Raw genomic sequence first — 24,596 nt, forward strand, 5'->3', positions numbered from 1 at the left:
AGATCGTGGGCTCCGCGCGCGGCACAGACAGCGCAAACCTCTGCGGTGGCGGTGGTCGGGAGCGCGCGATTGCGCTGCTTGCGCAGACCTCAGGCCCTGCGCGTGGCGCGGATCGCGCAAACCCCTGCGGCGGCCGTGGTCGTGCGCGCGCAATTGCGCTGCTTGCGCAGACCTCGGGCCCCGCACCTGGCACGGACCGCGCAAACCTCAGCCGGGGCCGCGGTCGCCCGCACGCAATTGCGCTGGTTGCGCAGACGACGGGCCCCGCACCTGGCACGGACCGCGCAAACCTCAGCCGGGGCCGCGGTCGCCCGCGCGCAATTGCGCTGGTTGCGCAGACGACGGCAGGCCGCCGCGCGCGGATGCCGTCACCAGTCGTCGCCGGGGCGCTCCTCGCAGGCGATGGGCGCGGTGAGGTCGAGGGGGCGGTCGGGGTCGACGGTGAGCACCATCAGGCCGTCGTCGTCCTCCGGGGTGCGCTCCCGCCCACCCGCGCGCACGACGTACAACGGGCCGCGCCAGGAGCGCCACCCCAGCGACTCGTAGAACAGCGGCACCCCGGTGCTCAGCACGCCCAGGTCGTGGCGGGCGACGAGCTCCTCCTGCAGGGCGCGCATCACGGCGCGCCCCACGCCGCGGCCGCGGACCGGCCCCAGCGTGCAGACGGCCTCGACGTAGCCCGCGTCCCACACGGTGAGCGCGTCGCCCTCGCCGACCAGGATGCTGCGGGGCACCACGCTGGCGTGGCCGACCAGGACCCCGTCGAGGTGGGCCAGCACGTGCACGCCGCCGAGCGCGTGGTCGGCGTCGGTGTCGGCGAAGTCGCCGTCGAAGGCGTCGTGCCACAGCGCGCGCAGCGCGGTCAGCTCCGCGGCGACCAGCTCCTCGGTGGCGGCCACCCGCAGCTCGGGGCCGGTGCTCACCGCAGGACCCGCGCCGGGGCGAGGCCCCTCAGGCGGGCAGGGGTGGGGCCGTCCTCGGCGACGGCCCAGCCCCGCGGGGCGAGGTCGGCGCTCGAGGTCGCCAGGCCGGCCGTGCGCACCAGCCGGTCGCGCTCGGCGTCGGGGAGGTCGGCGATCGGGGCGCCGTGGGTGCCGCCGGGCACGACCGTGGTGAGGCAGGCGCGGGCCGCGGCCGCGGCCGGGTCGTCGCCGCAGCTGAAGGGCTCGGCGTGCCAGGGGTCGACCCCGCCGTCGACGAAGAGCACGCGCTCCGCCTCCTCGCGCACCCACGCGTCGACCGCCGGCATGGCGCTGGGGTCGAGCGCGAGCGGGCGCAGCCGACGCGGCACCAGCTCCGCGGCGGTGTTGGCGCCGGGGTGGCGCAGGAGGTCGGCCAGGGCCGACTCGTCGAGCTGGGGCGAGCCCAGCTGGGTGGCGGCCTGCACGTAGTAGGGCGCGTAGGTGCGCAGGACGGGGTCGACGTAGGCGATCGGGGGCGAGACGTCGGTGACCTCGGCCCACAACCGTCGCGGGCTCAGGGCGGCGGGGTCGCGCGGCAGCGTCGGGCAGGCCTCCTGCCCGCGGTAGGCCCAGAAGCCGAAGGCGAGGTCGGTGGCGAGGAACTCCAGCGCCCGGTCGGGCCCGCCCAGGATCTTCGTGGGGCCGAGGTCAGCCAACCGGGGCGCCAGCGCCTCGCGCTGCACCAGCACGGCCCGCTGCAGGGCCACGAGCCGGTCGCGGCAGCCCGCGCTCGTGCCGACCCGGTCCAGGAAGTCGCTGTAGGCGTCGTCGGTGTCGACGACGTCGTCGGGCGCGCCGTAGGGGATCGTGCCGGCGACGTCGTCGGGGTAGGCCCTGCGGTGGTAGACCGCGGCCATGCCGCCCTTGGAGACGCCCGTGCTCAGCCACGGGCGCGGGTAGAGCCGGCGCAGCGAGGCGATGATGCGGTGCTCGTCGGCGGCGGCCTGCTCGAGGGTGAGGTAGGTCCGCCACGACTCGGGGCTGAGGTCGGTGGGGCGCGAGCGCCCGAAGAAGCGGTGCTCGAAGCCGACCTGGTTGCCGTCGACCAGGCGCGTGGGCTCGGTCGGGTCGGGCCCGGGCAGCGAGTAGCCGCTGGTCGTCACGACGGTGGGCCGACCCACGCCGCGGTGGGTGACCACGACCCGCTGCACGAAGGTCGGCCCGCCGCGCACGGTGTGGTCCACCGGCTGGCGGAACCGTACGTCGAGCACGCGCGGCCCGCGCCGGCTCACGCCCACGACGTGCGGCAGCCGGTCGATCCGCTCCTCCAGGCTGTGCCGCGGGGCCCGGCGGACCTCGGCGGACGCGTGGGCCGGGCGGTCGGCCGCCGTCGCCGAGGCCGTCGACGGGGCGGCCGCGAGCCCCGGGCCGGCCGGCAGCAGACCGCCGAGCAGCAGGCCGGAGACGACGACACCGACGACGACACCGACGACGGGACCGACGCCGGGACCGACGCCGAGGGCGGCGCCGGGGCGCCGGGAGCGGCGTGGGGCGCGGGGAGGAGCGAGGGGCACGGGGGACCTCCGAGACGTGGGGCTCCACCCAAGCAGACGCCGGCGACACCCCCGTCGTGACGGGGCCGTCGCCGGCGTGGGTGGTCTCGAGACACTCGCTGGCGCTCGCTCCTCGACCACCGGGCCGCTCGCTGGCGCTCGCTCCTCGACCACCGGGCCGCTCGCTGGCGCTCGCTCCTCGACCACCGTCGCCGGCGTGCGTGGCTCAGATCCCGAGGGAGCGCCCGACGATCTCCTTCTGGATCTCGGTGGTGCCGCCGTAGATGGTCTGGATGCGGCTGTCGACGTAGGCCTTGGCGATGGGGTACTCCATCATGTAGCCGTAGCCGCCGTGCAGCTGCACGCCCTGGTCGACCAGCTTCTTCTGCAGCTCGGTGGTCCACCACTTGGCCATCGAGGCCAGCGAGGTGTCGACGTCGCCGGCGTTGAGCCGCATGACGCAGTCGTTGACGAAGACGCGCGCGATGTGGACCTCGGTGGCCATCTCGGCCAGCAGGAAGCGGTTGTGCTGGAACTTCCCGATCGGGCGGCCGAAGGCCTCGCGCTCCTTGGCGTAGGACAGGCACAGGTCGAGCACGTGCTCGCAGGCGGCGACGGCGATGGCGGCGATGGAGATGCGCTCCTGGGGCAGGTTGACCATGAGGTAGATGAACCCCTGGCCTTCCTCGCCCAGCAGGTTCTCCTTCGGCACGATGACGTTGTCGAAGAACAGCTCGGCGGTGTCCTGGGCCTTGAGGCCCATCTTGTCGAGGTTGCGGCCGCGCTCGAAGCCCTCCGTGCCGCGCTCGACGACGAGCAGGCTGATGCCCTGGTGGCCGGCGTCGGGGTCGGTGCGGGCGACGACGATGACCAGGTCGCTCATGATGCCGTTGGAGATGAAGGTCTTCGACCCGTTGAGCACGTAGTGGTCGCCCTTGTCGACCGCGGAGGTCTTGATGCCCTGCAGGTCGGAGCCGGCGCCGGGCTCGGTCATCGCGACCGAGGAGATCAGCTCGCCGCTGACCAGGCCGGGAAGCCAGCGCTGCTTCTGCTCCTCGGTGCCGAGAGAGGAGATGTAGGGGACGATGATGTCGGTGTGCACGGGGAAGCCGAGCCCGCTCGCGCCGACCTTGGAGATCTCCTCCGCGACGATCATGTTGTAGCGGAAGTCCTGGATGCCCATGCCGCCGTACTGCTCGTCGACGTCGAAGCAGAGCAGGCCCTGCGCGCCGGCCTTGGTCCACACCTCGCGGCTGACCTGGCCGTCCTTCTCCCACTGCTCGTGGAAGGGCACGACCTCCTTCTCCATGAAGGAGCGCACCATGGCGCGGAAGTCGTCGTGCTCGGTCTCGTAGATGGAGCTGGCGGTGCTCATGGGGCGGCCTCTCGGGGGTCGGGACGGTGCCTGCACGCCCTACTGTGACAGCGGTACTGTCACAGTTCAAGAGGTACGCCGAGGTTCGCCCGACGCCGTGTCGCACGCGTCGCGACACCGCCCGCGGCGCCCCTCGGCGACCCGGCGGCTCAGCCGCGGACGAGCCGGTCGGAGACCCGACGCCGGGTCTGCTGGGCCGCGCCGACCCCGAGCGCGGCCAGTCCGCGCGACGAGCGCGGGAACAGCCCGAGCTGCACGTGGGGACGCACGTGGGGGGTCCACACCCGCGTCCACGCCTCCTCCTGGCCGAGCATCTCGACGCGCTCCAGGCCGCGCCCCAGGCTCCAGCCGATCACCTCGGCCAGGAGCAGCTGGCCCGGGGAGACCCGGGCGAAGGCCTCGTCGTAGCCGATCTTCAGCAGCCACAGCGCCCCGTGGCGCTCCACGGCCAGCTGCATCGCGGCGAGGTCGTCGCCCACGTGCAGCAGCGCCACGCGCAGCACGCCGGCGCCGGCCGCGGCCCGGGCGTAGCGGCGGTAGAACCCCTCGCGCACCGGGTCGCGCAGCAGGGCCGTGCCCGCCGGGCCCTTCCAGCTGCGCAGCTCCACGGCCAGGGCGGCGTCGAGCAGTGCGTCGACCTCCCCGGGCCCGGGCGCGTGCACCTGCGCGCCGAGCGGCCCGAGGGCCTCGGCGCGGCGGCGGGCCCGGCGCAGGTCGGAGCGGCGCCCGGGGTTGAGCACCGCGTCGGGCGCGTCCAGCCCGGCGAGGTCGACGTACGGCGTGCCGGGCCCGTCGCGCCGCACCCGCACGGCGCGGGGTCCGTAGGCCCGCTCGAGCGCGTCGACGACGGGGGAGTCGCGCGGCACCCGTCGCAGCATGAGCGGCAGCGCCTGCGCGGCGAGGGCCTCGGCGAGCCGGGCGGCGGCGTCGGCGTCGGCGGCGAGCACGTCGACGGGCTCGGTGACCTCGACCGCGCCGGGCACCTCCCACCACGGGGCGCGGGGCCCGCCGTGGGCGAGCACGGCCACCGCGCCGTCGACGGCGACGACGCGGGTGCGGCGGGGCTCGGCGAAGACGGCGGCGCAGCTCTCGAGCCACTCGGCGTCCTGCACCACCGAGGTGGCCGCTCCCTGCAGCCGGCGCACCGCGCCGAGGTCGGGTGCCGCTGCCGTGCGCATCGGGCAAGCCTAGGCAGGAGCCGCGGCCGGTCGGGCCGCGGGTGGAGCGCCCGCCGCCCGTGCGGGGCGCACCTCACCCCGGTGGTCCGGGTAAAGGCTCAACGACCCACGGTGGGGTCGCACGGACCCTAGACTCCGCGCATGCCTCTGACCGCCGGCCCCTCCCCGGCCGCGTGGAACCGTCTGGCGCACGACGCCGGCAACCTCTTCGCCACCCACACCTGGGCGTCGTGCTGGTGGGACTTCTACGGCGACGGCGCGCAGGCCGACGTGCTGTGCGACGACCTCGCCGACCCCACGGTGGTGCTGCCGCTGGTGGTCACCGGCCGGGTGCTGCGCCAGGCCCGCTTCATCGGCCACGGCCCGGCCGACCAGCTCGGCCCCGTCTGCGCCCCCGAGCACCGCCCGCGCGCCCAGGCGCTGCTGCGCGAGGCCCTCGAGGGCGGACGGGTCCGCGCCGACGTGGTGCTGCTCCAGGACATGCCGCTCGACGAGCCGTGGTGGCAGCCGCTCGGCGGGCGTCAGGTCAGCAGCGAGGTCAGCCCGGTGGTCGACCTCGTGGAGCACGACGACTGGGAGTCCTTCCTCGCCTCGCGCAGCCGCAACCTGCGCGCCCAGATGCGCCGCAAGACCGCCAAGCTGGAGGACGCCCACGACGTCACCTACCGGCTGGCCACCGCGGAGACCATCGAGGCCGACCTGGCCACGCTCTTCGACCTGCACGCGCGCCGCTGGGAGGGCGAGAGCCCGCTGCTCGACGAGCGGCAGGGCGGCTTCACCGCGGCCTTCGCCCGCGCCGCCCTGGCCCAGGGCTGGCTGCGGCTGTGGTTCCTGGAGATCGCGGGCCGACCGGTGGCCACGGCGCTGGTCTTCGAGTTCGCGGGGGCGTCGTACTGCTACCAGCTGGGCCGCGACCCCGACCACGACCACGAGTCGGTCGGCTTCGTGCTCATGGTGCGCATCATCCGCGCCGCCCTGGAGTCGGGGCTGCGCGAGTTCCGCTTCCTGCGCGGCGACGAGGGCTACAAGGGCCGCTTCGCCACCCGCGAGCCGATGATCGAGAGCATCGCCCACGCCCGCACCGCCCGGGGCCGGGTGGCCGTGCGCGCCGCCCTCGTGCGCCGCCACCACCGCGAGGTCGCCGCCGAGGAGCGGGCCGCGGTCTCGGAGCCGGCCGCCGCCCGCTGAGGGGCCCGCTCGGCGGGGCGTCCTACTGATCGTTGCGACCACTGGCCGACCGTCAGGACTGTCAGCCAGTGGTCGCAACGGTCAGTAAGACGGGGCGCGGGCGGCGCACCCTCAGCCGCGGGCGACGTGGTCGAGCATGCGCTCGGCGGTGTCGACGTCGAGGGCGGCGTGGCCGTCGCCGACGGCGACCCAGCCCAGCCGGCGGGCGAAGAAGGCCAGCTGGAGCGGCTCGGCGAGACGGTCGGCGAGGGCCTCGGAGCCGGTGGCGGCGACCAGGCAGGCACGGTGGGCGCGCCGGGCCTGGGCGAGCAGCGGCTCCTCGTGCCAGGCGCGGGTGAAGGTGCCCAGCACGCGCTCGGGCGAGCGGGAGCGCAGGCCGACGCCGTGCTCGAGCAGCGACACCGCGGCGTGCAGGGCGTCGTGGCCGGGCACGCCGTCGAGCATCGCGGTGTCCCAGTCGACGAGCCCGACCAGCGCGTCGTCGCGCACCAGCCAGTTCTGCGCCGAGAGGTCGTGGTGCTGGAGGCTGCGGTGGGTGAGGCGGCGTACGTCGCGCAGCGCCGCCTCGACCAGCAGCCGGGTGCGGGGGGAGCGCACCAGCGGCAGGGCGGGCTGGGCGTCGGCGAGCAGCCGGTCGGGCCCGCCGGGCACCGCGGTGGCGGAGGCGAGCCGCTCCAGGCCGGAGCCCAGCGAGGCGTAGGCGTCGGCGTAGGCGCCGCTCCAGCCGGGACGCCCGGGTGGCCGCACCCACAGCGGCCGGCCCGCGAGCCCCTCCTGGGCCTCCAGCCCGGCGATGCGGCCCAGGCAGCGGGGGGCGAGACCGAGCGCGGCGGCGCGGGTGAGGGCCTCGGCCTCGGCGGCGCCGTCGGCCGTCGCGTCGGGCGACTTGAGCACCAGCAGCGGGTGGGGGGCGTCGGCGAAGACGAAGACGAAGCGGCGCCCCGAGCGGTCGACCTCGAGCGCGGCCAGCCGCGCGGGCGCGTCGCCGGCGAGACGTCCGGGGCGGGGCTCACCACCGCCACCGCCACCGCCACCACCGCCGCCACCGGCGCCACCGGCGGCCGCGACGAGGGTCGGCCAGGCCTCGCGCACCGCGTCGAGCACGGCGTCGGTGGCCGGGGCGGGGCGGTGCGGCAGCCGGGCGACCAGGGAGGCGACGGCGGGGGCGGGCAGGCCGCGGCGTCCGACCGCGGCGGCGAGCGGCCCGCTGCGCCGGTGCGCGGGCAGGCCGTGGTTGAGGGCGTGGGAGAGCTGCTCGCCGAGGAAGAGCGCCGGCCAGGGCAGGTCGGTCGAGACCAGGGCCCGCCGCGGCCGGCGGACCCGCGCGTAGCGGCCGCTCACCGGCGCGCGACCCGCCGGGCGACGCCGGCGACCATGGCGTACTGGTCGGGGGCCAGGCGCCGCGAGACCAGCGCCCACACCGCGAGGTAGACCACGCCGCCGAGGGCGAGCTCGACCACCACGGGCAGGTCGAGGGCCAGCAGCACGCCGAGGAGCACGACGCCGCCCAGGGCGGCCGAGGTCAGCGGCTGGAGCAGGCGGGGGCGGTCCTCCAGGTCGCGCACGACGTAGACGACCAGCAGGCTCTGGGCGAGGTAGGCCACGCTGGTGGCGATCGCGGCGCCGACCCCGCTGTAGGCCGGGATGAGGGCCAGGTTGAGCCCGGTGTTGACGACCAGGGCGAGCACGGAGGAGGCCAGCAGCAGCCGGTTGCGCTGCTGGGCCAGCATGAGGGAGTTGCCGAAGAAGGCGATCGCGAAGAGCATCGGCGCGGGCGCCAGCCAGGCCAGCACGGGGGCCGCGGCCTCGCCGTAGGGCGCCCCGAAGAGCAGCCGCAGCACCCGCTCGCCCTCGACGACGCAGACCACGGCGAAGGGCAGGTAGACGAAGCCGGCCACGGCCACGCCCCGCTCGAAGGCGTTGCGGCGGCGCAGGGTCGAGGAGGTCGAGCTGAGCACGGGCAGCACGGCCTGGTTGATGGCGTGGGTGACGAAGAGGACCGTCTCGAGCAGCCGGTAGGCCACCGAGTAGACCGCCACCGCCTCGTCGCCCTTGAGCGCGGCCAGCAGCACGGCGTCGAGGCGGAAGAGCAGCATCAGCACGAGGCTGGAGACCCCGAGCAGGAAGGTGCCTGAGGCCGCCGCGGCGAGGTCCTCGCGGGTCAGCTCGCGGGTGCGGGTGTGCAGGTCGAGGCGGCGTACGGCGAGCACGTGCGCGCCCCAGCCCGCGAGGGTGCCGACGAGGAAGCCCGACGCCACGCCGACCGGTCCGAGGCCGAGGGCCAGGGCGGCCACGATGACCACGGCGGTGACCAGCCGCTGCACGACCAGGGCGCTGGAGACCGCCGCGGCGCTCTGCCGCACGGCGGCCGCACCGCGGGCGCTCTGGCTCCACATCTCGGGGAAGCCGGCCAGCACCATGAGCACGATCACCACCCAGGTGCCGGTGTCGGCGCGTGACTGCACCGCCACCAGGGAGGCGACGGAGAAGACGACCAGCCCGAGCCCGGTCTTCTCGACCTGGGTGGCACGGTAGAGCCGGGGCAGGGAGTCGGGCTCGGCGGCGCCGCGGCGCACCAGGCCGGCGTCGAAGCCCCACGCCGCGACCGAGCTGAGCAGCAGCATGAGGGTCAGGGCGTAGGAGATGGCACCGAAGTCCTCGGTGCTCAGGGTGCGGGCGGCCGCGACCGTCCAGGCCAGGGTCGCCACCTTGCCGAGGATCTCGGCCACGCTGCGCACGGCGGTGTTGAGGGCCGCCCGGCGGCTGAGCTCGCCGACGCCCGAGGTCGGTGACGGGGTGTCACCCGAGGTGTCGGTCGGGGTCTCGGCCGGGGTGTCGGTCGGGGTGTCTGCCGGGGGCTCGTCGGGGCCGGCCGGGCCGCTCGCGGGGGCCGGCGGGTGCGGTGAGGTCACGCGCGGTCCCCTCGCAGCCGGCCGAGGCTGCCCCGGGCGCAGCCCACGGCCTTGGCGACGTCCTTGAGGGCGAGCGCGAGGGGCATCAGGGCCACCGTGGCGGGGTCGGCGTGCTCGGCCCGGGCGCGGCTGAGCGGCACCGCGAGGTAGCCCAGTGCTCCCAGGGCCAGCAGCGCGCGGGTCGCGGCGCCGCCGCGGACGGCGAGCACGGGGGCGACGAGGTAGGCCGAGCCGCGCACGAGGTCGCGGCTGACCAGCGGCCAGGAGCCGGCGCGCCCGCCCCACTCGCCGTACTTGCGGTACATCGCGGCCGTCTCGCCGATCCGGCCCGACTGGGCCCAGGTCACGCACGCGTCGAGGGCGAGCACGCTGCGCCCGCCGGCGGCGCGCACCGCCGAGCCGAAGACGGCGTCCTCGGAGGAGTAGAGGGACTCGTCGAAGCCGCCGGCCCGTTTCCAGGCCTCGACGGTGCAGGCCATGGAGCGTCCGTCGAGGCGGGCGGCGTCGAAGCGGCGACCGGTCAGCGTGCCGGCCATCCGCACGAGCGGGGTGCGCCGGCGTGCCTCGGCCACCGCGGGGAAGAGCGCGAGCCGCGCGGCGTCGCGCCAGGGGTCGCCGCCGTCGACCTCGTAGACGCCGACCACGAGGTCGACGCCCCGGCCGCTGGAGGCCACCGCGTCGGGGCCGAGGGGGCTGGCGGGGCCGCCCTGGTCGGCCGCTGCCGCTGTGTCGCTCGGCGCGGCGGGCAGCCGCTCCGCGAAGGGCGTCCGCAGCGCGTCGAGCCACCCGGGGGCGGGCTCGACGCCGGCGTCGGTGCACGCGACGACCGCGTGGGTGGCGTGGGCGAAGCCGTGGTTGCGCGCCGCGGAGAGGTTGATCCCGGGGCCGGGCAGCACGCGGATGCGGGGCTCGCGGCGCGCCCAGGCGGCCAGCTCCTCGCTCGTGCCGTCGGTGGAGTGGTCGTCGACGAGGAGGTACTCGTCGTCGGGGCCGAGCTGCTCGACCACGCGGGCGACAACGGCGTCGACGTGTCCGGCCTCGTCCTTGAAGCAGGTGAGCACCGTGACCGGCTCGGCCGGGGCCAGGCCGGCGCCGGGGCGACCGGCGGTCTCGGCCAGCAGGCCCACGGTGAGGGCGGTGCAGGTGGCGGCGTCGGGGTGGGCGGCGTGGAGGCGCTCGGCGCCCAGCCGCGTCGCGCGGCGTACGTCGGGGTCGCCCAGCTCGGCGAGGCCCCGGGCCACGTCGGCGACGGCCCGCGCCCCGTCGGGCGTCGCGGGGTCACCGGTGGCCACGACCCGGCCCGCGGCGGCGGCCATCCGCTCGACCTCGGGGTTGCCGCGGCCCCCGAGCAGCGGCACGCCGGCGGCGAGGGCCTCGAGCGCGACGAGGGAGTAGCCCTCGCGACCGAAGGCCCCGGCGCTGCGGGTGAGCACGGCGACGGCGTCGACGGCGGCCAGCCAGTGGCCTGCGTCGTCGACCTCGGGCACGAGCCGCACCCGTCCGGCCACGCCGAGGTCGGCGGCGAGGGTCTCGAGGCGGGCGCGCTCACCGGGCTCGGAGGGGTCGTCGGGTCCGACGACGAGGAGGTCCCAGCCGGCGGCGGCGGGCTCGGCCAGCGCCGCGATGGCGGTGTCGACGCCCTTGTAGGCCACCAGGCGGGTCAGCATCGCGAGGGTGCGGCGCCCGGCGGCCGGGGCGTCGGCCGGCACCGGCGCGCCCGCGGCCGACCAGAAGGCCTGGGCCTCCAGCCGCGAGGCGGGCTCGCGGGCCGGGCGCGGCGGCGGCACCAGGGCGACGTCGTCACGGCCCGTGGCAGCGGCGACGGCGGCCGAGGTGGCGAGCACGGCGTCGGCGAGCGCCCCGAGGGGGCGGGCCAGGGTGGAGTCGAAGGAGAAGTCGTGCTTGGCCCACACCACGGGCACGCCCACCAGCCGGGCGGCGGGCACGGCGGCGGCCGCGGCCTTCACACCGTTGGCGAGGAGCACGTCGGCGTCGCCGGCGCGCAGGCGACGCGCCAGGTCGGCGCCGCGGGCGGCCAACGAGCGGGCGTCGGCGCCGGTGGGCAGCACGAGGGTCGGGACGTCGCGCCGCTCGAGCTCGGCGCGCAGCGGACCGTCCTCGAGCAGCCACACCTCGGCGTCGAGGCGGGCGGCGGCGCCGTCGAGCAGCGCGAGCAGCCAGCGCTCCGAGCCGCCGAGGGTCGCGTAGGGCGTCACCACCACGCACCGCAGCGGGGGAGTGGCCGCACGGTCGGCGGCGCCACGCGTCGCGACCGGCTCGGCGGCCGACCCGGCGTGCGACCCGGCGTCCGGCCCGGTGACCGGCTCGCCGCGCGACCCGGCGTCGGACCCGAGCGGGTCGGTCGGGCCGGTGCTGGTGCTGCTCATCGGGTGTCCTCCGTGCTGCGCGGGGCGCGGGTGGGCTGGTGCGGCGGGAGGGGGGTGCGGGTGGTGCGGTGGGCCGGGTCGAGGTCGACCTGACCGGCTCCAGTGTCGCGGGTGCTGCCGGCGCGGACGTGCTCGGGGCGGGCACCGGGGTCGTTCGCCGGCAGGTCGGGGGCGGGGGGCGTCGGGCGCCGCGGCTCGACGGGTCGCACGACGCCGGCCAGGTCGGCGGCGCGGGTCTCGCCGGGCAGGTCGGGGCGCTCGGAGCCGCGCACCCGGCCGGCGAGGTCGGCGAGGCGCGCGCCGGAGCGCGCCGCGGCCCGCGGGCGCTGCGCCGCGGCCCGCGGGCGCTGCGCCGCGGGGTGCCCTGCGCCGCGGGCGGCGGCTGCGGCGAGACCGGCCGGGGTGGGCACGAGGCTGGGGTGCACGGCCACGACCGGCACGTCGGCGAGGTGGAGGTCGGGCGCCCGGGCGGGGTCGGGCGCGGGCGGCGCGGCGACGTCGGCCCCGTGGAGGTGCCAGGCGCCCAGCAGGGCCACGACGAGGAAGACGGTGGTGACCACGGCGGCGTTGCGCAGCGGGTAGTCGACCATGCCGTGGGCCACCACGGCCACGAGGGCGGCGGCCAGGGCCACGGGCACGCCGGCGTCGCGGGGGTGCGGCCCGGCGGCGAGCAGCCGCGTGGCGCGCACCGCGGTCACCACGACACCGGCCATGAGCGCGAGGAGGGCGAGCAGGCCCGGCACGCCGTACTCGCTGGCCGCGGCGAGGAAGAGGTTGTGGGCGTGCTCGATCTCCAGCACGATGCCCTCCCCGCTCAGGCCGCGCGCGGCGTAGGGGAAACCGCCGGGGCCCTGGCCGGTCACCGGGCGCTCGGCGAGCTGGCGCAGCGCCTCGGCCCAGATCTGGCCACGCTGGTCGTAGGGGTTGTCGCTGGCGTTGAGCACGCTGTCGAGGCGGGCCAGCAGCGCCTCGGCGATGCCGGCGCCCGCGAGCTGGAGCACCACCACGACCGCGAGGGCGGCCCCGGCCAGCGCACCGATCGGGCGGCGCGCCTGGGGGCTGAGCAGGGCCAGCGTGACGAGTCCGGCGACGGCCCCGATCCAGGCCCCGCGCGAGAGCGACTGCGCCAGCGCCGCGGCCAGCAGCCCACCGGCCACCAGGCACAGCAGCTGCTGGCGGCGCGAGGTCGCGGTGGTGCCGAAGCCGATGGCCACCACGAGCAGCACGGCGCTGAAGAGGCCGAGCTCGTTGGGCTGGGAGAAGACGCCCTGGGCGCGGCCGCTGACGACCGCGCCGCCGTAGAACGTCGTCGAGGGCCCCGAGCTCACCAGCGCCCAGCCGGCCGCGACCGCCCCGCCCGCCACGGTCGAGGCGGTGACGAGCACCAGCGCCCGGCGGCTGCGCAGGGCGCTGGCGGCGGCCACGGCGAGCAGCACCAGCAGCAGCAGCTGTACGTCGAGCCTGAAGGCCACGTCGCTGCCGCGGGCCAGCGGCGTGGCCAGCGCGGCGCTGAGCAGCATCGCCAGCAGCGGCACCGCCAGCGCGGGGGCCGGCAGCCGCAGCCCGTGGGTCAGCGCGGCGCGGCCCAGCAGGGCGACCACGGCGAAGGCCACCGTGAGCTGCACGACCTCGACGGGGCCGACCGGCACGGGGCCCAGCGGCAGGGTCAGCCCGACCGCCGCGAGCATCGTCTCGGGGCGGCGCGGCACCACCGCGGCCAGGCCGGTGGCCACGACCGCCGCCACCACCGCGGCCGGGCCGAAGCGCACGCCGAGCTCGGCCAGCAGCAGACCGGCGACGATCCCGCCGACCACGCAGCCCACGACGCAGCCCAGCGTGGTCAGCGCGGCGGGCAGGAGCGGCACGAGGGGTCGGAGCGGCCCCAGGAAGGCCGGTCCGCGGGCCGGTCGCGCGGGCGCGGCCGGCAGCAGCGTGGTCATCCCCGGGGCCCCCTGCCGTCGGCCGGCGGGGTGGTGCCGGTCGACGGGTCGGGCTCGGGGGCGGACGCGAACGCCGCGCGCTGGGTCGTGGTCCGGTGCGTGGACGTGGACGTGGTCGTGGGGGCGGCGCCGGTGCGCGGCGGGCGCCTGATCGGGGTCGGCTCCGAGGCCGCCTGCTCCGGCGTCTCGGCGACGGGCGCCTCGGCGACGGGGGGCTCGCTCGGCACGGCGGTGGGTGCGGCCTCGGGCGGGCCGTCGGGGGTGCGGTTGGGGGTGCGGGTGCTGACCTTGTGCACCAGGCGGCGCAGGGCGGGAGCGCTCTCGAGGGCGCGCCAGGCGCGGCGGTACTGCGGCATCAGCTTGACCCGGAAGGAGCGCAGGGTGTCAGTGGCGTTGACGTCGACGCGAGAGACCGCCATCGGCCCGGCGTCGTCGAAGACCGAGAAGGCCTCCAGGAAGCCGGCCGCGGCGACGGCGTCGCGGGCGGCGCGGTCGTGGGCGCCGTAGGGGTAGGCGAAGGACCGCACGCACCGCGCGGCCGGGGCGCCCAGGAAGTCGGCGAGCTCGGCGCGGGCCAGCGCCGTCTGGCGGTGCAGCTCGTCGGGGTCGATGCCCCGCAGGTCGCGGTGGTCGCGTCCGTGGAGGCCGATCTCGACGCCGCGCGCCGGCAGCTCGCGCAGCCGCTCGGGCTGCAGCAGCGGGCTGGAGGCGGGCTCGGGCAGCCAGGTGGCGGTGGCGCCGACCAGGCCCGAGGGCACGAAGAGCACCGCGGGCACGCCGAGCCGGTGCAGCACCGGCGCGGCGAGGTCGGCGACGGAGTCGAAGCCGTCGTCGATGGTGACCAGGAAGGTGCGGTGACCCGAGCGGCGACCGGCGCGCACGTCGCGGTAGCCGTCGAGGTCGAGCGCCTCCCAGCCGTGGGCCAGCAGCCAGGTCATCTGCTCCTCGAGGCGGGCGACCTCGACGAAGAGGTTCTCCGGGTCGTCGGCGCGACGGGTGGTGCAGAAGCCGTGGTACATCAGCACCACCGTCGAGCGCGACGGGCGCAGCGGCGAGCGGCGACCGGGGGCCGCGGTGGAGCCGGTGGTGGCGGGCTGCGGCTCAGCCATCGGCGTGGCTGACGGTCGCGACGGTGCGCATCGACTCCACGACCCCTCGCGGCGCGCGGTTCAGCACGACGCCGCGCACGGGGATGCCGTGGCGGGCCAGGCGCCGCGCGGCGCGGCGCACCCGGTGCACCGGCGCCCCGAGCGGCACGACCAGCAGCACCGACGCGGCGTGGAGGCCGACGACGTCGGCGCCCTGGCTGCCGACCGGCGGGGCGTCGACGATCACGCGCTCCCAGGAGCCGGCGGCCTCCTTGAGCACCTCGCCGAGGCGGCGCTCGGTGAGGGCGTCGGAGCCGAGCTTGCGGCGCGTGCCGACGACGGGCACGCGGCCCTCGCGGTCGATGGCGGCCTCCAGGTCGGCGCGCCCGGCGAGCACGTCGTCGAGGCCGACGTCCTGGGGGAGCAGCAGGTGCTTGCTCAGGCCGGTGCCCTCGAGGTCGCCGTCGATGAGCAGCACGGCCTCGCCGGCGTCGCTGGCCGAGCGGGCGAGCAGGAAGGAGATGGTGGTGCCGCCGGCGCCGAGCTCGCTGCCGAGCACGCAGATCGGGCCGCTCGGCGCGCTGCGCTCGCTGGCCAGCAGGCCGGTGCGCAGGGCGCGCGCGGCGCGCAGCACCTCGTCGTCGCTGACGACGTTGCGCCGCAGCAGGCCGGGCTGGGGGAAGCGGCGCATGCCGGCCACCACCATCGCGCCGGTGGCGGCCTCGGCGTCGCCGCCGGTGCGGATGCGGGGGCGGGCCAGCTCCACGGCGCAGGCGGCGCCCAGGGCGACCACGAGGGCGATGAGCAGGAGCACGGCCTCGAGCACGCGCTTGGAGGCGGTGAGCGGCGGGGCCTGGACGACGGCGGGGGAGAGCACCGAGACGTCGGTGGCGTCGTCGTCGGCGCCGAGCACCCGGGCGTGGGCGGCGACCGCGTCGGCGATCTCCTCGGCGCGCTCCTCGGTGGCGGCGTCGACCACGATGCGCAGGTTGGCCGAGTCGAGGCTGGACTCGACCGAGACCGCCCGCTCGAGCTCGTCGACGTCGATGCCGGTGTCGTCGGAGACCCCCTGCAGCCCCGTGGGCGAGGCGAGCAGCACGGCGTACCGGTTGACGGTGAGCTGCACCAGGTCGGGGTTGGCGTACTCCACCGACGCCGGGGTCACGCCGACGACGCTGACGGCCTCGGCGCGGGTCGGCTGGGCCTCGACCCACCAGATGCCCACGACCGCGACGGGCACGAGCACGAGCACCATCCACGGCCACCGCCAGCGCAGTGCGCGGCGAACTGTCTCGATCATCGTGCGGTTCCTCCTGCAGGCACGGCGAAACCTCCCCCCGGAGGAACTGTCAGCCCATGATCTACCCACGATGGGTGAGGGCCAATCTGAGGGACACGTCACGTGAGTGGTCCCCTCGGGCGCGGGGAGGCGTCCGGGGTCACCCGGGCGGGGGTTCCTGGCCGGCCCGGTGCGCCGATAGGCAGGACCCGGGGCGCTCCGGCCGCGGGGGTCTTGGGCCCCTGACGACGTGCAGGGACGACGAGGAGGAGGCCGACGTGGCTGGTGGCGAGGACCTGACCGACACGGGCGCCGACCCGGGCGCCGACCCGGGTGCCGACCCGGTGTCGCAGTGGGAGGTCGCGCGGCAGCGGGTGCGAGCGCTGGTGACCCGGCTCGACGAGGAGCAGGTGCAGCGCCACGTGCCGGCCTGCCCCGACTGGACCGTGCGCGACCTGCTCAGCCACGTCGTCGGTCTGGGTGTCGACGTGCTCGACGGCGACGAGCCCGAGGACCACGACCCCACCTGGACCCAGGCCCACGTCGACCGTCGCCGGGGCCGCTCGGTGGCCGAGCTGGTCGCCGAGTGGGACGACGTCGCCCCGCGGCTGGTGGCCTGGATGGGCGAGCACGGCAGCCGCCCCCTCAACGACGTCGTCATCCACGAGCAGGACCTGCGCGGCGCCGTCGGCGAGCCCGGCGGGCGCGACACCCCGGGCCTGGCGGAGGTACGCCGGCGCATGGCCGGCCGGCTCGCCGACGCCGTCGCCGACCTCCCCCCGATCGCCCTGGTGGACCCCGCCCCCGAGGGCTGGCGCTGGTGCAGCCACGGCGGCGACGGCGGGGTCGACCCCGATGACGCGCCCGTGCGGCTGGAGGCCTCCGGCTTCGACCTCTTTCGGGCCCTCACCAGCCGCCGCACCGCCGACCAGCTGCGCTCCTGGACCGTGCGCGGCGACGTCACCCCCCACCTCGACGCCTTCGCCGGCCTCGGCGACCTCCCCACCGAGCCGCTCCCCGAGTAGCCCGTCGCGGTGCTCGCGGAGGGAGGAGCGCCAGCGACGCCCCGGTGGTTGAGGAGGGAGGAGCGCCAGCGACGAGCGTCTCGAAACCACCACCCCGCCGACCTACGATCCCTGCGTGCCCACCCCTCGCCCGCGACTCACCCCGGGCATCCGCCTGGTCGACGCGGTGATGCGCGCCAGCCCGTCATTCTCGGTCGCGCGCATGGACCCCGCCCGCCTCGAGCGGGTCCAGGCCCTCGCCCTGCCCGACCGCGGACCCGTCGGCCGGGTGCTGGGAGGGGTGCTGGGGCGGGTGCAGCCGGGGGTGGTCGTGCGGACGACGGCGTACCCCGCCGCCCACGGCGAGGTGCCCCTGCGCGTCTACACCCCGCCCGGGCCGCGTCCGGCCGCCGGGCGCCCGCTGGTGCTGGCCTTCCACGGCGGCGGCTTCGTGCTGGGCAGCGCGCGGCAGGGCGACTGGGCCTCCAGCGTGGTGTGCCGCGAGGTGGGCGCGGTGGTGGTCTCGGTCGACTACCGGCTCGCCCCGACCCACCGGTTCCCGGCGGCGCTCGACGACTGCCTCGGCGCGCTGCTGTGGGCCGTCGAGCACGCCGCGGACCTCGGCGCCGACCCCGAGCGGGTCGCGGTGATGGGGGAGTCGGCCGGCGGCAACCTCGCCGCGGTGGTCGCGCTGCTCGCCCGCGACCGCGGCGGTCCGCGGCTGTGCCACCAGACGCTGCTCTACCCCGCCACCGACCTCACCGAGGCCCTGCGCGAGCACGACTCCTTCGCCGCAAACGACCACGGCGTGGTCGTCAGCCTCGAGGACCTCGAGGTCTTCCTGGACCACTACCTGCCCGAGCCGGGCCCCACCGCGGTCGACGCCTCCGACTGGCGGTTCTCCCCGCTGCTCGCGCCCGACCTCGGAGGCCTGCCCCCGGCGCTGGTCGTGGTGGCCGGGCTCGACCCGCTGCACGACTCGGGTGTGCGGTACGCCGAGGCGCTCGCCGCCGCCGGTGTCCCCGCCCTCGTCGAGGACTTCCACCGCATGCCGCACGGCTTCCTCGGCTTCCCCCACCTCGCCCGCTCGGCGCGGCCCGCCATGGACGCCGTCGTCGCCGCCCAGCGCGCGGCGCTGCGGTGATGCCGGCCGGGGCGGAGGACCCCGCGACGTAGCGATCGCTACACTCAAGGGATGTCCCGACGCACCCAGCTGCTCGACCAGGTCACCGACCACGTGCTCGAGCACGGTCTGACCGGGCTGACGCTGCGCCCGGTGGCCGCGGCGATCGGCACGAGCGACCGCATGCTGATCTACCACTTCGAGAGCCGCGACGGGCTGGTCTCGGCTGTCATCACGCGCGTCACCGAGCGCGCCATCGAGATCGTCGAGGCCCTCCCGACCGCCCGCACCGTGCGCTCGGGGGTCAACCGGCTCTGGGAGACCTACCAGGAGGAGCCGATGCACGGCTGCCTCACCGCCTACTGCCAGGCGGCGGCCACCGGCCTGATCGGCGACGAGCCCTACCTCTCCGAGGCCCGCGCGGCCAACGAGCGGTGGGCGGCCGCGCTGCGCACCTACTTCGTGCGCTGCGGCGCCCCGCCCCGCAAGGTGCGTCGCGTGGTCACGCTGGTCGAGGCGTCGCTGTCGGGCTTCCACCTCGACCTCGCCACCGACCGGCCCGAGTGGCTCGCCGCCGGCGTCGACGACCTGGCCCGCGCCGCGCAGGAGCTCGCGGGCCCGCGGGAGCGGCGTACGGCCTGAGGTCCGGCCGCCGCCGGGTCCGGGCGTGACCTCGGCGGGAGTGTGACGTTGGTCTCCGCATGAGGTCCTCGCGCCGTCTCGTGCCCGCCGTCCCCCTCGCCGCGCTCGCGCTCGCCGCGGCCCTGCTCACCCCGGGCGTGACGCCCCTGGCCGGGTCCGACGCGCAGGCCGCGCCCACCGCGGCCGCGACCGTCGCGACGACGGCGCAGGAGGCGAGCCGGACGCCGGCGGCGCAGACCCCCGACCGGCGCCGGCTCCCGTCGCTGACCGAGTACGTCGCCCTCGGCGACTCATGGACCGCCGACGTGGTGCTCGTCAACCGCGACGGGGTGCCCGACACCACGCACGTGCCGGTCGACTGCGCGCAGTCGCACCACAACTACCCCAAGATCGTGGCCGAGGCCCTCGGCGCCGACCGCTTCCGCGACGCCTCCTGCGGCTCCGCGACCACCCGCGACTTCCGCCGCCCGCAGACGGGGCTGCCGCTGGGCGGCACCAACCCGCCGCAGTTCGACCGGCTCACCCGCCGCACCGAGCTGGTGACCATCGGCATCGGCGGCAACGACGCCGGCATCGCCTCGGCGGGCCTCGACTGCCTCGGGGTGCTCCCGGTCGACAACCCCGTCACCGACTCCGGCGCGGGCCTGCCCTTCGGCGGCTGCAAGGCCAAGTACACCGCCGGCGGCACCGACCGGCTGGCCGAGCAGATCCGCGCCTCGGAGATCAAGCTCGTGCGGGCCTTCCGCGCCGTGCACCGGCTCGCCCCGCGCGCCCGCGTGCTGGTGCTCGACTACATGGACGTCATCCCCGACCACGGCTGCTACCCGACCGTGCCGGCCAGCGACGAGGACATGGCCTACATCGCGGCGAAGTTCCGCCAGCTGAACCGCATGGTCGAGCGGGCCGCGCGCCGCGGGGGAGCGGAGTTCGTCGACACCTTCAGCCACACCGGTGGCCACGACCTGTGCCAGGACCCCGTCACCCGCTGGGCCGAGACCTACGGCCCCTCGGTCAACGACCCCGCCGTCGGCGTGCCCGCCCACCCCAACGCCGCCGGCGCCCGCGCCCAGGCCGCCGTGCTGCTGCAGTACCTGCGCGACACCGAGTGCTACTCCTGCTCCTGACCCACCCTCGGGTGGTTGAGGAGCGAGCGCCAGCGAGCGCAACTCCGACGGTGGTTGAGGAGCGAGCGCCAGCGAGCGCAACTCCGACGGTGGTTGAGGAGCGAGCGCCAGCGAGCGTCTCGAAACCACCCGACCGCCACGGTGGCTGAGGAGCGAGCCCTTCGAGACACTCGCTGCGCTCGCTCCTCAGGGACCACGCCAGCAAGCGTCTCGACACCACCCGGCCACCCACCCCCACCCGCACGCCCGGCGAGGATGACCCGGTGACCTCCCGCCTCGCCGCCGTGTCGCACGAGCGCATGCACCTGGTGCTGATGCTCGTGCTGACCTTCACCACCGGCATCGTCGACGCCGTCGGCTACCTCGGCCTCGACCGCGTCTTCACCGGCAACATGACCGGCAACGTCGTCATCCTCGGCATGGCGATCGTCGGCGCCGACGACCTCCCGGTGCTCGGGCCCGTGGTGGCCCTGGCGGCCTTCATGGCCGGCGCGGCGCTCGGCGGGCGGGTGCTGCGCCGGGCCGGTGGCGCCTGGACCGCGCGCACCACGCTGCTCTTCACCGCGGTGGCCGTCGTCTGCGCGGGCCTCGGGGTGCTGCTGCTCGCGCTCGGCGAGACCCCGGGCGAGACCCCCGCCGAGGCCGTCGCGCTGCCGGTCACCGCCGCCCTCGGGGCGGCGATGGGCGTGCAGGCCGCCACCGCGCGCTTCATCGCGGTCAAGGACGTCACCACCGTCGTGGTCACCTCGACCATCACCGGCCTGGCCGCCGACTCGGTGCTCGGCAGCGGCAAGGGCGGTGGCTCCGGGCGCCGCGTGCTCGCGGTCGCGCTGATCCTCCTCGGCGCCGCCGTCGGGGCCGCGCTGCTGCGCTGGCACCTCGGCGCCGGACTGGTCGTGGCTGGCGGCCTCGTGGCCCTCGCCACCCTGCTCGGCGCGGTCCACGCCCGCGTCGCTGCCCGGGCGACCCCCCGGGTGCCGGCGTAGCCGGACGGGCACTGTCGACCCTTCGGCGACCCTTCGGCGACCCTTCGGCGACTCGGACAGCCGAGCGCCTCGCAGTGGCGGGCGGCTACCCGGCTGCCGCCGGGGCGGACGGCGATAGTGCCCGTCCGGCTACGGCGACCCGGCGACGGCGACCGGGCCGCTGTGACCCCGTCGCGCTCCGCCTCAGCCGGCGAGGCTGGCGGCCAGCGCGAGCAGGTCGCGGTCGCGACCGGGGCCGGCGACCAAGCACACGCCCGCGGGCAGCCCGTCGCTGGTGGTGACGGGCAGCGACACTGCGGGCAGGCCGCCGAGGCCGGCCAGGCAGGTGAGGGCGAGGGTGGCCTCGCGCACGCGGCCGAGGTCCTCGCCGACGAGCGGGGCGACCGAGGGCGCGGAGGGCAGCACGAGCACCCGGTCGCCGACGAGCTCGCGCACCCGGGCGCGGGCCCCGGCGACGACCGCCTGGGCGGCGTCGGCCTCCGCGCGCGAGACCGCCGAGGCGGCGGCGAAGCGGCCGCGCACGTCGGGGCCGAGGGTGTCGAGCCGCTCGGCCAGCCACGCGCCGCGCACCTGCCAGGCCTCCCAGGCCTGCCAGGTGGAGAAGGCGCGGCGCCAGGCGTCGAGCTCCCCGAGCGGCCAGCTCTCCCGCACGACCAGTCCCTGGTCGCCGATCCAGCCCTCCACCGCGGCGCGCACCGGCGGGGTGGCCAGCCCGAGCAGCTCGGGCACCACGACGAGGTCGTGGGAGCCGCCGGGGGAGTCGGGCAGCAGCACCTCGCCGACGAGGGCGAGCAGGTCGGCGTCGCGGGTCATCCACCCGACGGTGTCGAAGCTGGGCGCGAGCGCGAGGAGCCCGTGGGTGGCGATGGCGGCATGCGTCGTACGGATGCCGTAGAGGCCCTGGTAGGCCGCCGGCACGCGGATCGAGCCGCCGGTGTCGGTGCCGAGACCGATGGTGGCGTGACCCAGGGAGACCGCGGAGGCCGAGCCGGAGGAGGAGCCCCCCGACACGCGGTACGGCGCCCGCGGGTTGGGCGGGCTGCCGAAGTGGTGGTTGGTGCCGGCGAGGGAGTAGGCGAACTCGTCGGTGCGGGCGATGCCGCGCACCGACGCGCCGGCCTCGACGAGCAGGTCGACGACGCGGGCGTCGCCGCGCTCGACGGGGGCGGCGGCCTCCCAGGCGGGGCTGCCGGCGCCGACGACCTGGCCGGCCACGGCGTAGAGGTCCTTGACCGCGAGGCTCTCCCCGGCCAGCGGGCCGCCGGCGGCGCCGGGCACGAGGGGGTCGCCGACGACGCGCCAGATGCGGCTGTCGAGGGCGGGGGCGGGCGCCGAGACGTGGGCGGCGGTGACGACCCAGCCGTCGACTCCTCGGGCCCACAGCTGGGTCTGCTGACCGCGGCCGCCGCGCTCGAGCTCGGTGACGGCGACGACCAGGGCGTGGTCGGGGTCGGTGACCTGCACGTGGGTCTGCACGATCCGTCGCCGCGGCGCCGGGCCGTACGAGCGGCGGAAGGCGCTGATCTGGTCGTGGCCCACCAGCAGCCCGGCGGCGTCGCCGCGCAGCGTGGTGGAGGCGCGCGCGACGAGCCGGTCGAGGGTCTCGACGTCGTCGGCCATCAGGGCCCGCTCGTAGGACCAGAAGGCCTCGACCAGGCCGTCGGGCACGGGCAGGCTCGGGCCGGTGGGTCCGGGGACGGGTCCGGGGGGAGTGGCGCTCACGCGCTGATCATCCCCCGCCGGACCGTACGACGGGCGCCGTGCCGCCCGTCGGTCGCCCCGGCCGCGGGCCTCGGCGGCGCGTCACCGGCCGGTCCCCACCCCGACGGGCGGTTCCCCGCAGGGCTCCCAGCCTGTTCTCTTGCACCTGTCGCGAATGAACTCACCACGTCCGGGTGGTCGTTCCACCCGCAGGGGTGATCGCGGACGCACGAGTCGGTCCGGACGAGGCCGACTCGTGCCCCATCGATCTCCCGGCGGGCTCAGACAGCGGTCGCGGTGGGGCCCGAGGAGCTGTCGGCGTCGTAGATCGCCGGCCCGGTGGCCGCCCACCAGCGCGCGGCGCGTGCCGACTCCTCCGAGGCCCGGGCCACCTCGGCGACGTGGCTGGGGCCGGCCATGCCGAGCGCGAAGACCGCTGAGGCCCTGACGTCGGCGTGGGGGGTCTCCCGGGCGACGGCGAGCAGCTTCTCGGCCTCGTCCTCGTCGAGGTGGCGCTGGCCCAGCCCGACGCTGACCAGGGCCTCGCCCTGGAGACCGGAGCGGGGCTCACCGACGGCGAGCGCCACGACCTCGTCACGCCGGTTGCCGTGGCCCAGCACGAGCAGGGAGTCCCAGGCCCGGGCGGCGAGCACCTCGTTGACCCCGCCGGCCAGGGGCACGCAGGCGTCGGCGACCGCGGGACCGTAGGGGCTGAGCGCGAGCACGCGCCCGGCCATGCGGCGACGCACGCCGTGCACGTGGAAGAGCAGCTCCTTGACCAGCTTCTCCAGCAGCGCGTCGGGCTCGGCCGGTCGCGCGGTGGGGGTCACCGCCTGCGCCTGGCCGGCGATCGTGCGGCACACCACGTTGATGTGCTGGGCCGGCAGGAGCAGGCCCTTGTCGCGGGTGTGCTGGAGCCGGGGCCGCTTGGCCGGGTCGCGCAGGCCGCGCATGACCCGCTCGAAGCCATCGTCGGGCAGGTGGGCGACCAGGTCGATGGTGTCGACCGCGGCGCGAGTGGTCTCGTGGGCGTCGAGACGCCGGGCGGCGACCTTCTCCAGCTTGCGCAGCGCCAGGGTGTCGAAGTGGCCCCGCGCGGCCTTGCCGGCGGCGACACCGACGGCGGCCTCGCGCAGGGTGGCGTTGTCGCTCTGCAGCAGCCGCAGCACCAGTGCGCCGGCCGGGGCGTCGGGGATCTCGCGCAGCAGCGAGACCGCCGGTGCGGCGAGCTGCACGTCGGGGTGGGTGAGCCAGGAGCCCAGGGCGTGGAGCATGTGGGGGCGTGCGATGTCGTGGCCGATGAGGGTCACGCAGGCCTCGTAGCGGCGCAGATGGTCGATGCCCATCGTGCGCGAGAGCTCGTTGACCAGCCGGCCGCAGAGCACGTGCCAGGAGTCGCCCATGAGGAAGAAGTAGTCGAAGCGCGCCAGCTCCACCGCGAGCTGCAGCCACTCCCCGCCGCTGAGGGCGTCGCCGGCCAGGGCACGCTCGAGGAGCCCCTGCACGAGCTGGGGCCCCTTGTCCTCCTCGCCGTACGTCGCCCGCTCGGGCGGCGGGGGAGTGGGGGCGGAGTTGCGCAGCAGGCTGCGCGAGGTCGCCAGGATCGAGCCCGACGGCAGGCCCAGGGCCTGCTCGTAGGCGAGCACCACCTTGGTCGGCACCGCCTGCTGTCCTGACTCCCAGCGGCTGACGCGGCTGAGGTCGGCGGCCAGGCCGAGGCCTCTGAGCCTCTCGACGAAGGCCGAGCGGCTGGCCAGCTCCAGGTCGGTGCCGAGCATGCGCGAGGTGGCCAGCAGCCACGCCGAGCGCGGCCAGGCGCCGAACGTGCGTGAGCGCAGCGAGCTGGGGTCGTCGGGCATCTGCTGCGGACGACCGCGTCGCCGGCCCGTCATGCCGGGCCTTGCGGTCGAGGGTTCTGTCGCTGCGGTGAGCGCGTCGGGGGGGACGCAAGGCTCATGGGGGATCGGGCTCCTCACGTCGTCGTGCAGGAGAAAGGTAGGGGAGCACCTCGGGCTCCGTCTCAAGAACCACAACGATCACCCGGCGCCATAGTTATTGCGGATCAAAAATCGGTACACATAAAAGGGGGTGCTCACCTCTTTACCTTCCTAGGGTCCTCGTTGTTTGGGTCTGCTCGGCAGACCTGGGCCCGGGTCCCAGCGGGGGCCTGGCGAGTCCCCCGGCAGGTGTCGGAGGCTCACTTCACCTTCCGGA

18 protein-coding genes are annotated in these 24,596 nt (G+C 76.5%); 6 read left to right on the forward strand and 12 right to left on the reverse strand.

Going from position 1 to position 24,596, the window contains the following annotated elements; genetic code table 11:
- Positions 1-368: 368 nt before the first annotated feature.
- The 4 genes from ASF47_RS01410 to ASF47_RS01425 all read right to left on the reverse strand — a co-directional run bounded on the left by ASF47_RS01410 (position 369) and on the right by ASF47_RS01425 (position 5,008).
- Entirely contained in the window at positions 369-923 is a 555-nt protein-coding gene (locus ASF47_RS01410; protein ID WP_056862239.1) for a GNAT family N-acetyltransferase, read from the reverse strand.
- On the reverse strand, positions 920-2,476 hold the full coding sequence (locus ASF47_RS01415) for a S28 family serine protease (protein ID WP_056862240.1): 1,557 nt from the start codon (positions 2,474-2,476) through the stop codon (positions 920-922). Before ASF47_RS01415 ends, ASF47_RS01410 begins: the two co-directional genes overlap by 4 nt.
- Before the next feature lie 205 nt (positions 2,477-2,681).
- The gene (locus ASF47_RS01420) at positions 2,682-3,830 is read right to left on the reverse strand and encodes an acyl-CoA dehydrogenase family protein (protein WP_056862241.1); all 1,149 of its coding nucleotides are present in this window, start codon (positions 3,828-3,830) and stop codon (positions 2,682-2,684) included.
- Between the two features lie 149 nt (positions 3,831-3,979).
- Positions 3,980-5,008, reverse strand: coding sequence for a GNAT family N-acetyltransferase (locus ASF47_RS01425; RefSeq protein ID WP_056862242.1), 1,029 nt, complete (start codon positions 5,006-5,008; stop codon positions 3,980-3,982).
- A gap of 141 nt (positions 5,009-5,149) precedes the next feature.
- On the opposite strand from ASF47_RS01425, the gene ASF47_RS01430 reads away from it, so the two are divergent.
- Complete coding sequence (locus ASF47_RS01430) at positions 5,150-6,196, forward strand: GNAT family N-acetyltransferase (protein ID WP_056862243.1); 1,047 nt, start codon at positions 5,150-5,152, stop codon at positions 6,194-6,196.
- 111 nt (positions 6,197-6,307) lie between these two features.
- Here the strand turns inward: ASF47_RS01430 and ASF47_RS01435 are convergent, their stop codons facing one another.
- From ASF47_RS01435 to ASF47_RS01460, 6 genes are read right to left on the reverse strand one after another with little or no spacing between them, the layout of a single operon-like run.
- The gene (locus ASF47_RS01435; RefSeq protein WP_056862244.1) at positions 6,308-7,537 is read right to left on the reverse strand and encodes a phosphotransferase; all 1,230 of its coding nucleotides are present in this window, start codon (positions 7,535-7,537) and stop codon (positions 6,308-6,310) included.
- Entirely contained in the window at positions 7,534-9,108 is a 1,575-nt protein-coding gene (locus tag ASF47_RS01440) for a flippase (protein ID WP_056862245.1), read from the reverse strand. Before ASF47_RS01440 ends, ASF47_RS01435 begins: the two co-directional genes overlap by 4 nt.
- A complete protein-coding gene (locus ASF47_RS01445; protein WP_056862246.1) occupies positions 9,105-11,495 on the reverse strand; it encodes a glycosyltransferase in 2,391 nt (796 codons plus the stop codon). Before ASF47_RS01445 ends, ASF47_RS01440 begins: the two co-directional genes overlap by 4 nt.
- On the reverse strand, positions 11,492-13,435 hold the full coding sequence (locus ASF47_RS01450) for an O-antigen ligase family protein (RefSeq protein WP_056862247.1): 1,944 nt from the start codon (positions 13,433-13,435) through the stop codon (positions 11,492-11,494). The genes ASF47_RS01445 and ASF47_RS01450 overlap by 4 nt, the downstream gene beginning before the upstream one ends.
- Complete coding sequence (locus ASF47_RS01455; protein WP_056862248.1) at positions 13,432-14,544, reverse strand: polysaccharide deacetylase family protein; 1,113 nt, start codon at positions 14,542-14,544, stop codon at positions 13,432-13,434. The genes ASF47_RS01450 and ASF47_RS01455 overlap by 4 nt, the downstream gene beginning before the upstream one ends.
- Positions 14,537-15,823: a hypothetical protein gene (locus tag ASF47_RS01460; RefSeq protein WP_156697679.1), complete on the reverse strand. Its 1,287-nt coding sequence runs from the start codon at positions 15,821-15,823 to the stop codon at positions 14,537-14,539. The genes ASF47_RS01455 and ASF47_RS01460 overlap by 8 nt, the downstream gene beginning before the upstream one ends.
- A 257-nt stretch (positions 15,824-16,080) precedes the next feature.
- Here ASF47_RS01460 and ASF47_RS01465 point away from each other — a divergent pair, with 257 nt between their 5' ends.
- The 5 genes from ASF47_RS01465 (at position 16,081) to ASF47_RS01485 (ending at position 20,681) form a co-directional block, all read left to right on the forward strand.
- On the forward strand, positions 16,081-16,827 hold the full coding sequence (locus ASF47_RS01465) for a maleylpyruvate isomerase family mycothiol-dependent enzyme (RefSeq protein ID WP_200918916.1): 747 nt from the start codon (positions 16,081-16,083) through the stop codon (positions 16,825-16,827).
- 115 nt (positions 16,828-16,942) lie between these two features.
- Positions 16,943-17,950, forward strand: coding sequence for an alpha/beta hydrolase (locus tag ASF47_RS01470; protein ID WP_056862250.1), 1,008 nt, complete (start codon positions 16,943-16,945; stop codon positions 17,948-17,950).
- 51 nt (positions 17,951-18,001) lie between these two features.
- Positions 18,002-18,571, forward strand: coding sequence for a TetR/AcrR family transcriptional regulator (locus tag ASF47_RS01475; protein WP_056862251.1), 570 nt, complete (start codon positions 18,002-18,004; stop codon positions 18,569-18,571).
- Positions 18,572-18,630: 59 nt separating this feature from the next.
- On the forward strand, positions 18,631-19,695 hold the full coding sequence (locus ASF47_RS01480) for an SGNH/GDSL hydrolase family protein (protein ID WP_082499893.1): 1,065 nt from the start codon (positions 18,631-18,633) through the stop codon (positions 19,693-19,695).
- A gap of 263 nt (positions 19,696-19,958) precedes the next feature.
- Complete coding sequence (locus ASF47_RS01485) at positions 19,959-20,681, forward strand: YoaK family protein (protein ID WP_056862253.1); 723 nt, start codon at positions 19,959-19,961, stop codon at positions 20,679-20,681.
- A gap of 183 nt (positions 20,682-20,864) precedes the next feature.
- On the opposite strand, the gene ASF47_RS01490 is transcribed toward ASF47_RS01485, so the two are convergent.
- Positions 20,865-22,403 (reverse strand): AtzH-like domain-containing protein, encoded by a 1,539-nt coding sequence (locus tag ASF47_RS01490; RefSeq protein ID WP_235558573.1) that lies wholly within the window; start codon positions 22,401-22,403, stop codon positions 20,865-20,867.
- A gap of 260 nt (positions 22,404-22,663) precedes the next feature.
- Positions 22,664-24,241, reverse strand: coding sequence for a hypothetical protein (locus ASF47_RS01495; RefSeq protein ID WP_056862254.1), 1,578 nt, complete (start codon positions 24,239-24,241; stop codon positions 22,664-22,666).
- Positions 24,242-24,596: the final 355 nt, after the last annotated feature.

This window comes from Nocardioides sp. Leaf285 (genome assembly GCF_001422955.1).
Classification (GTDB): Bacteria; Actinomycetota; Actinomycetes; order Propionibacteriales; family Nocardioidaceae; genus Nocardioides; species Nocardioides kribbensis.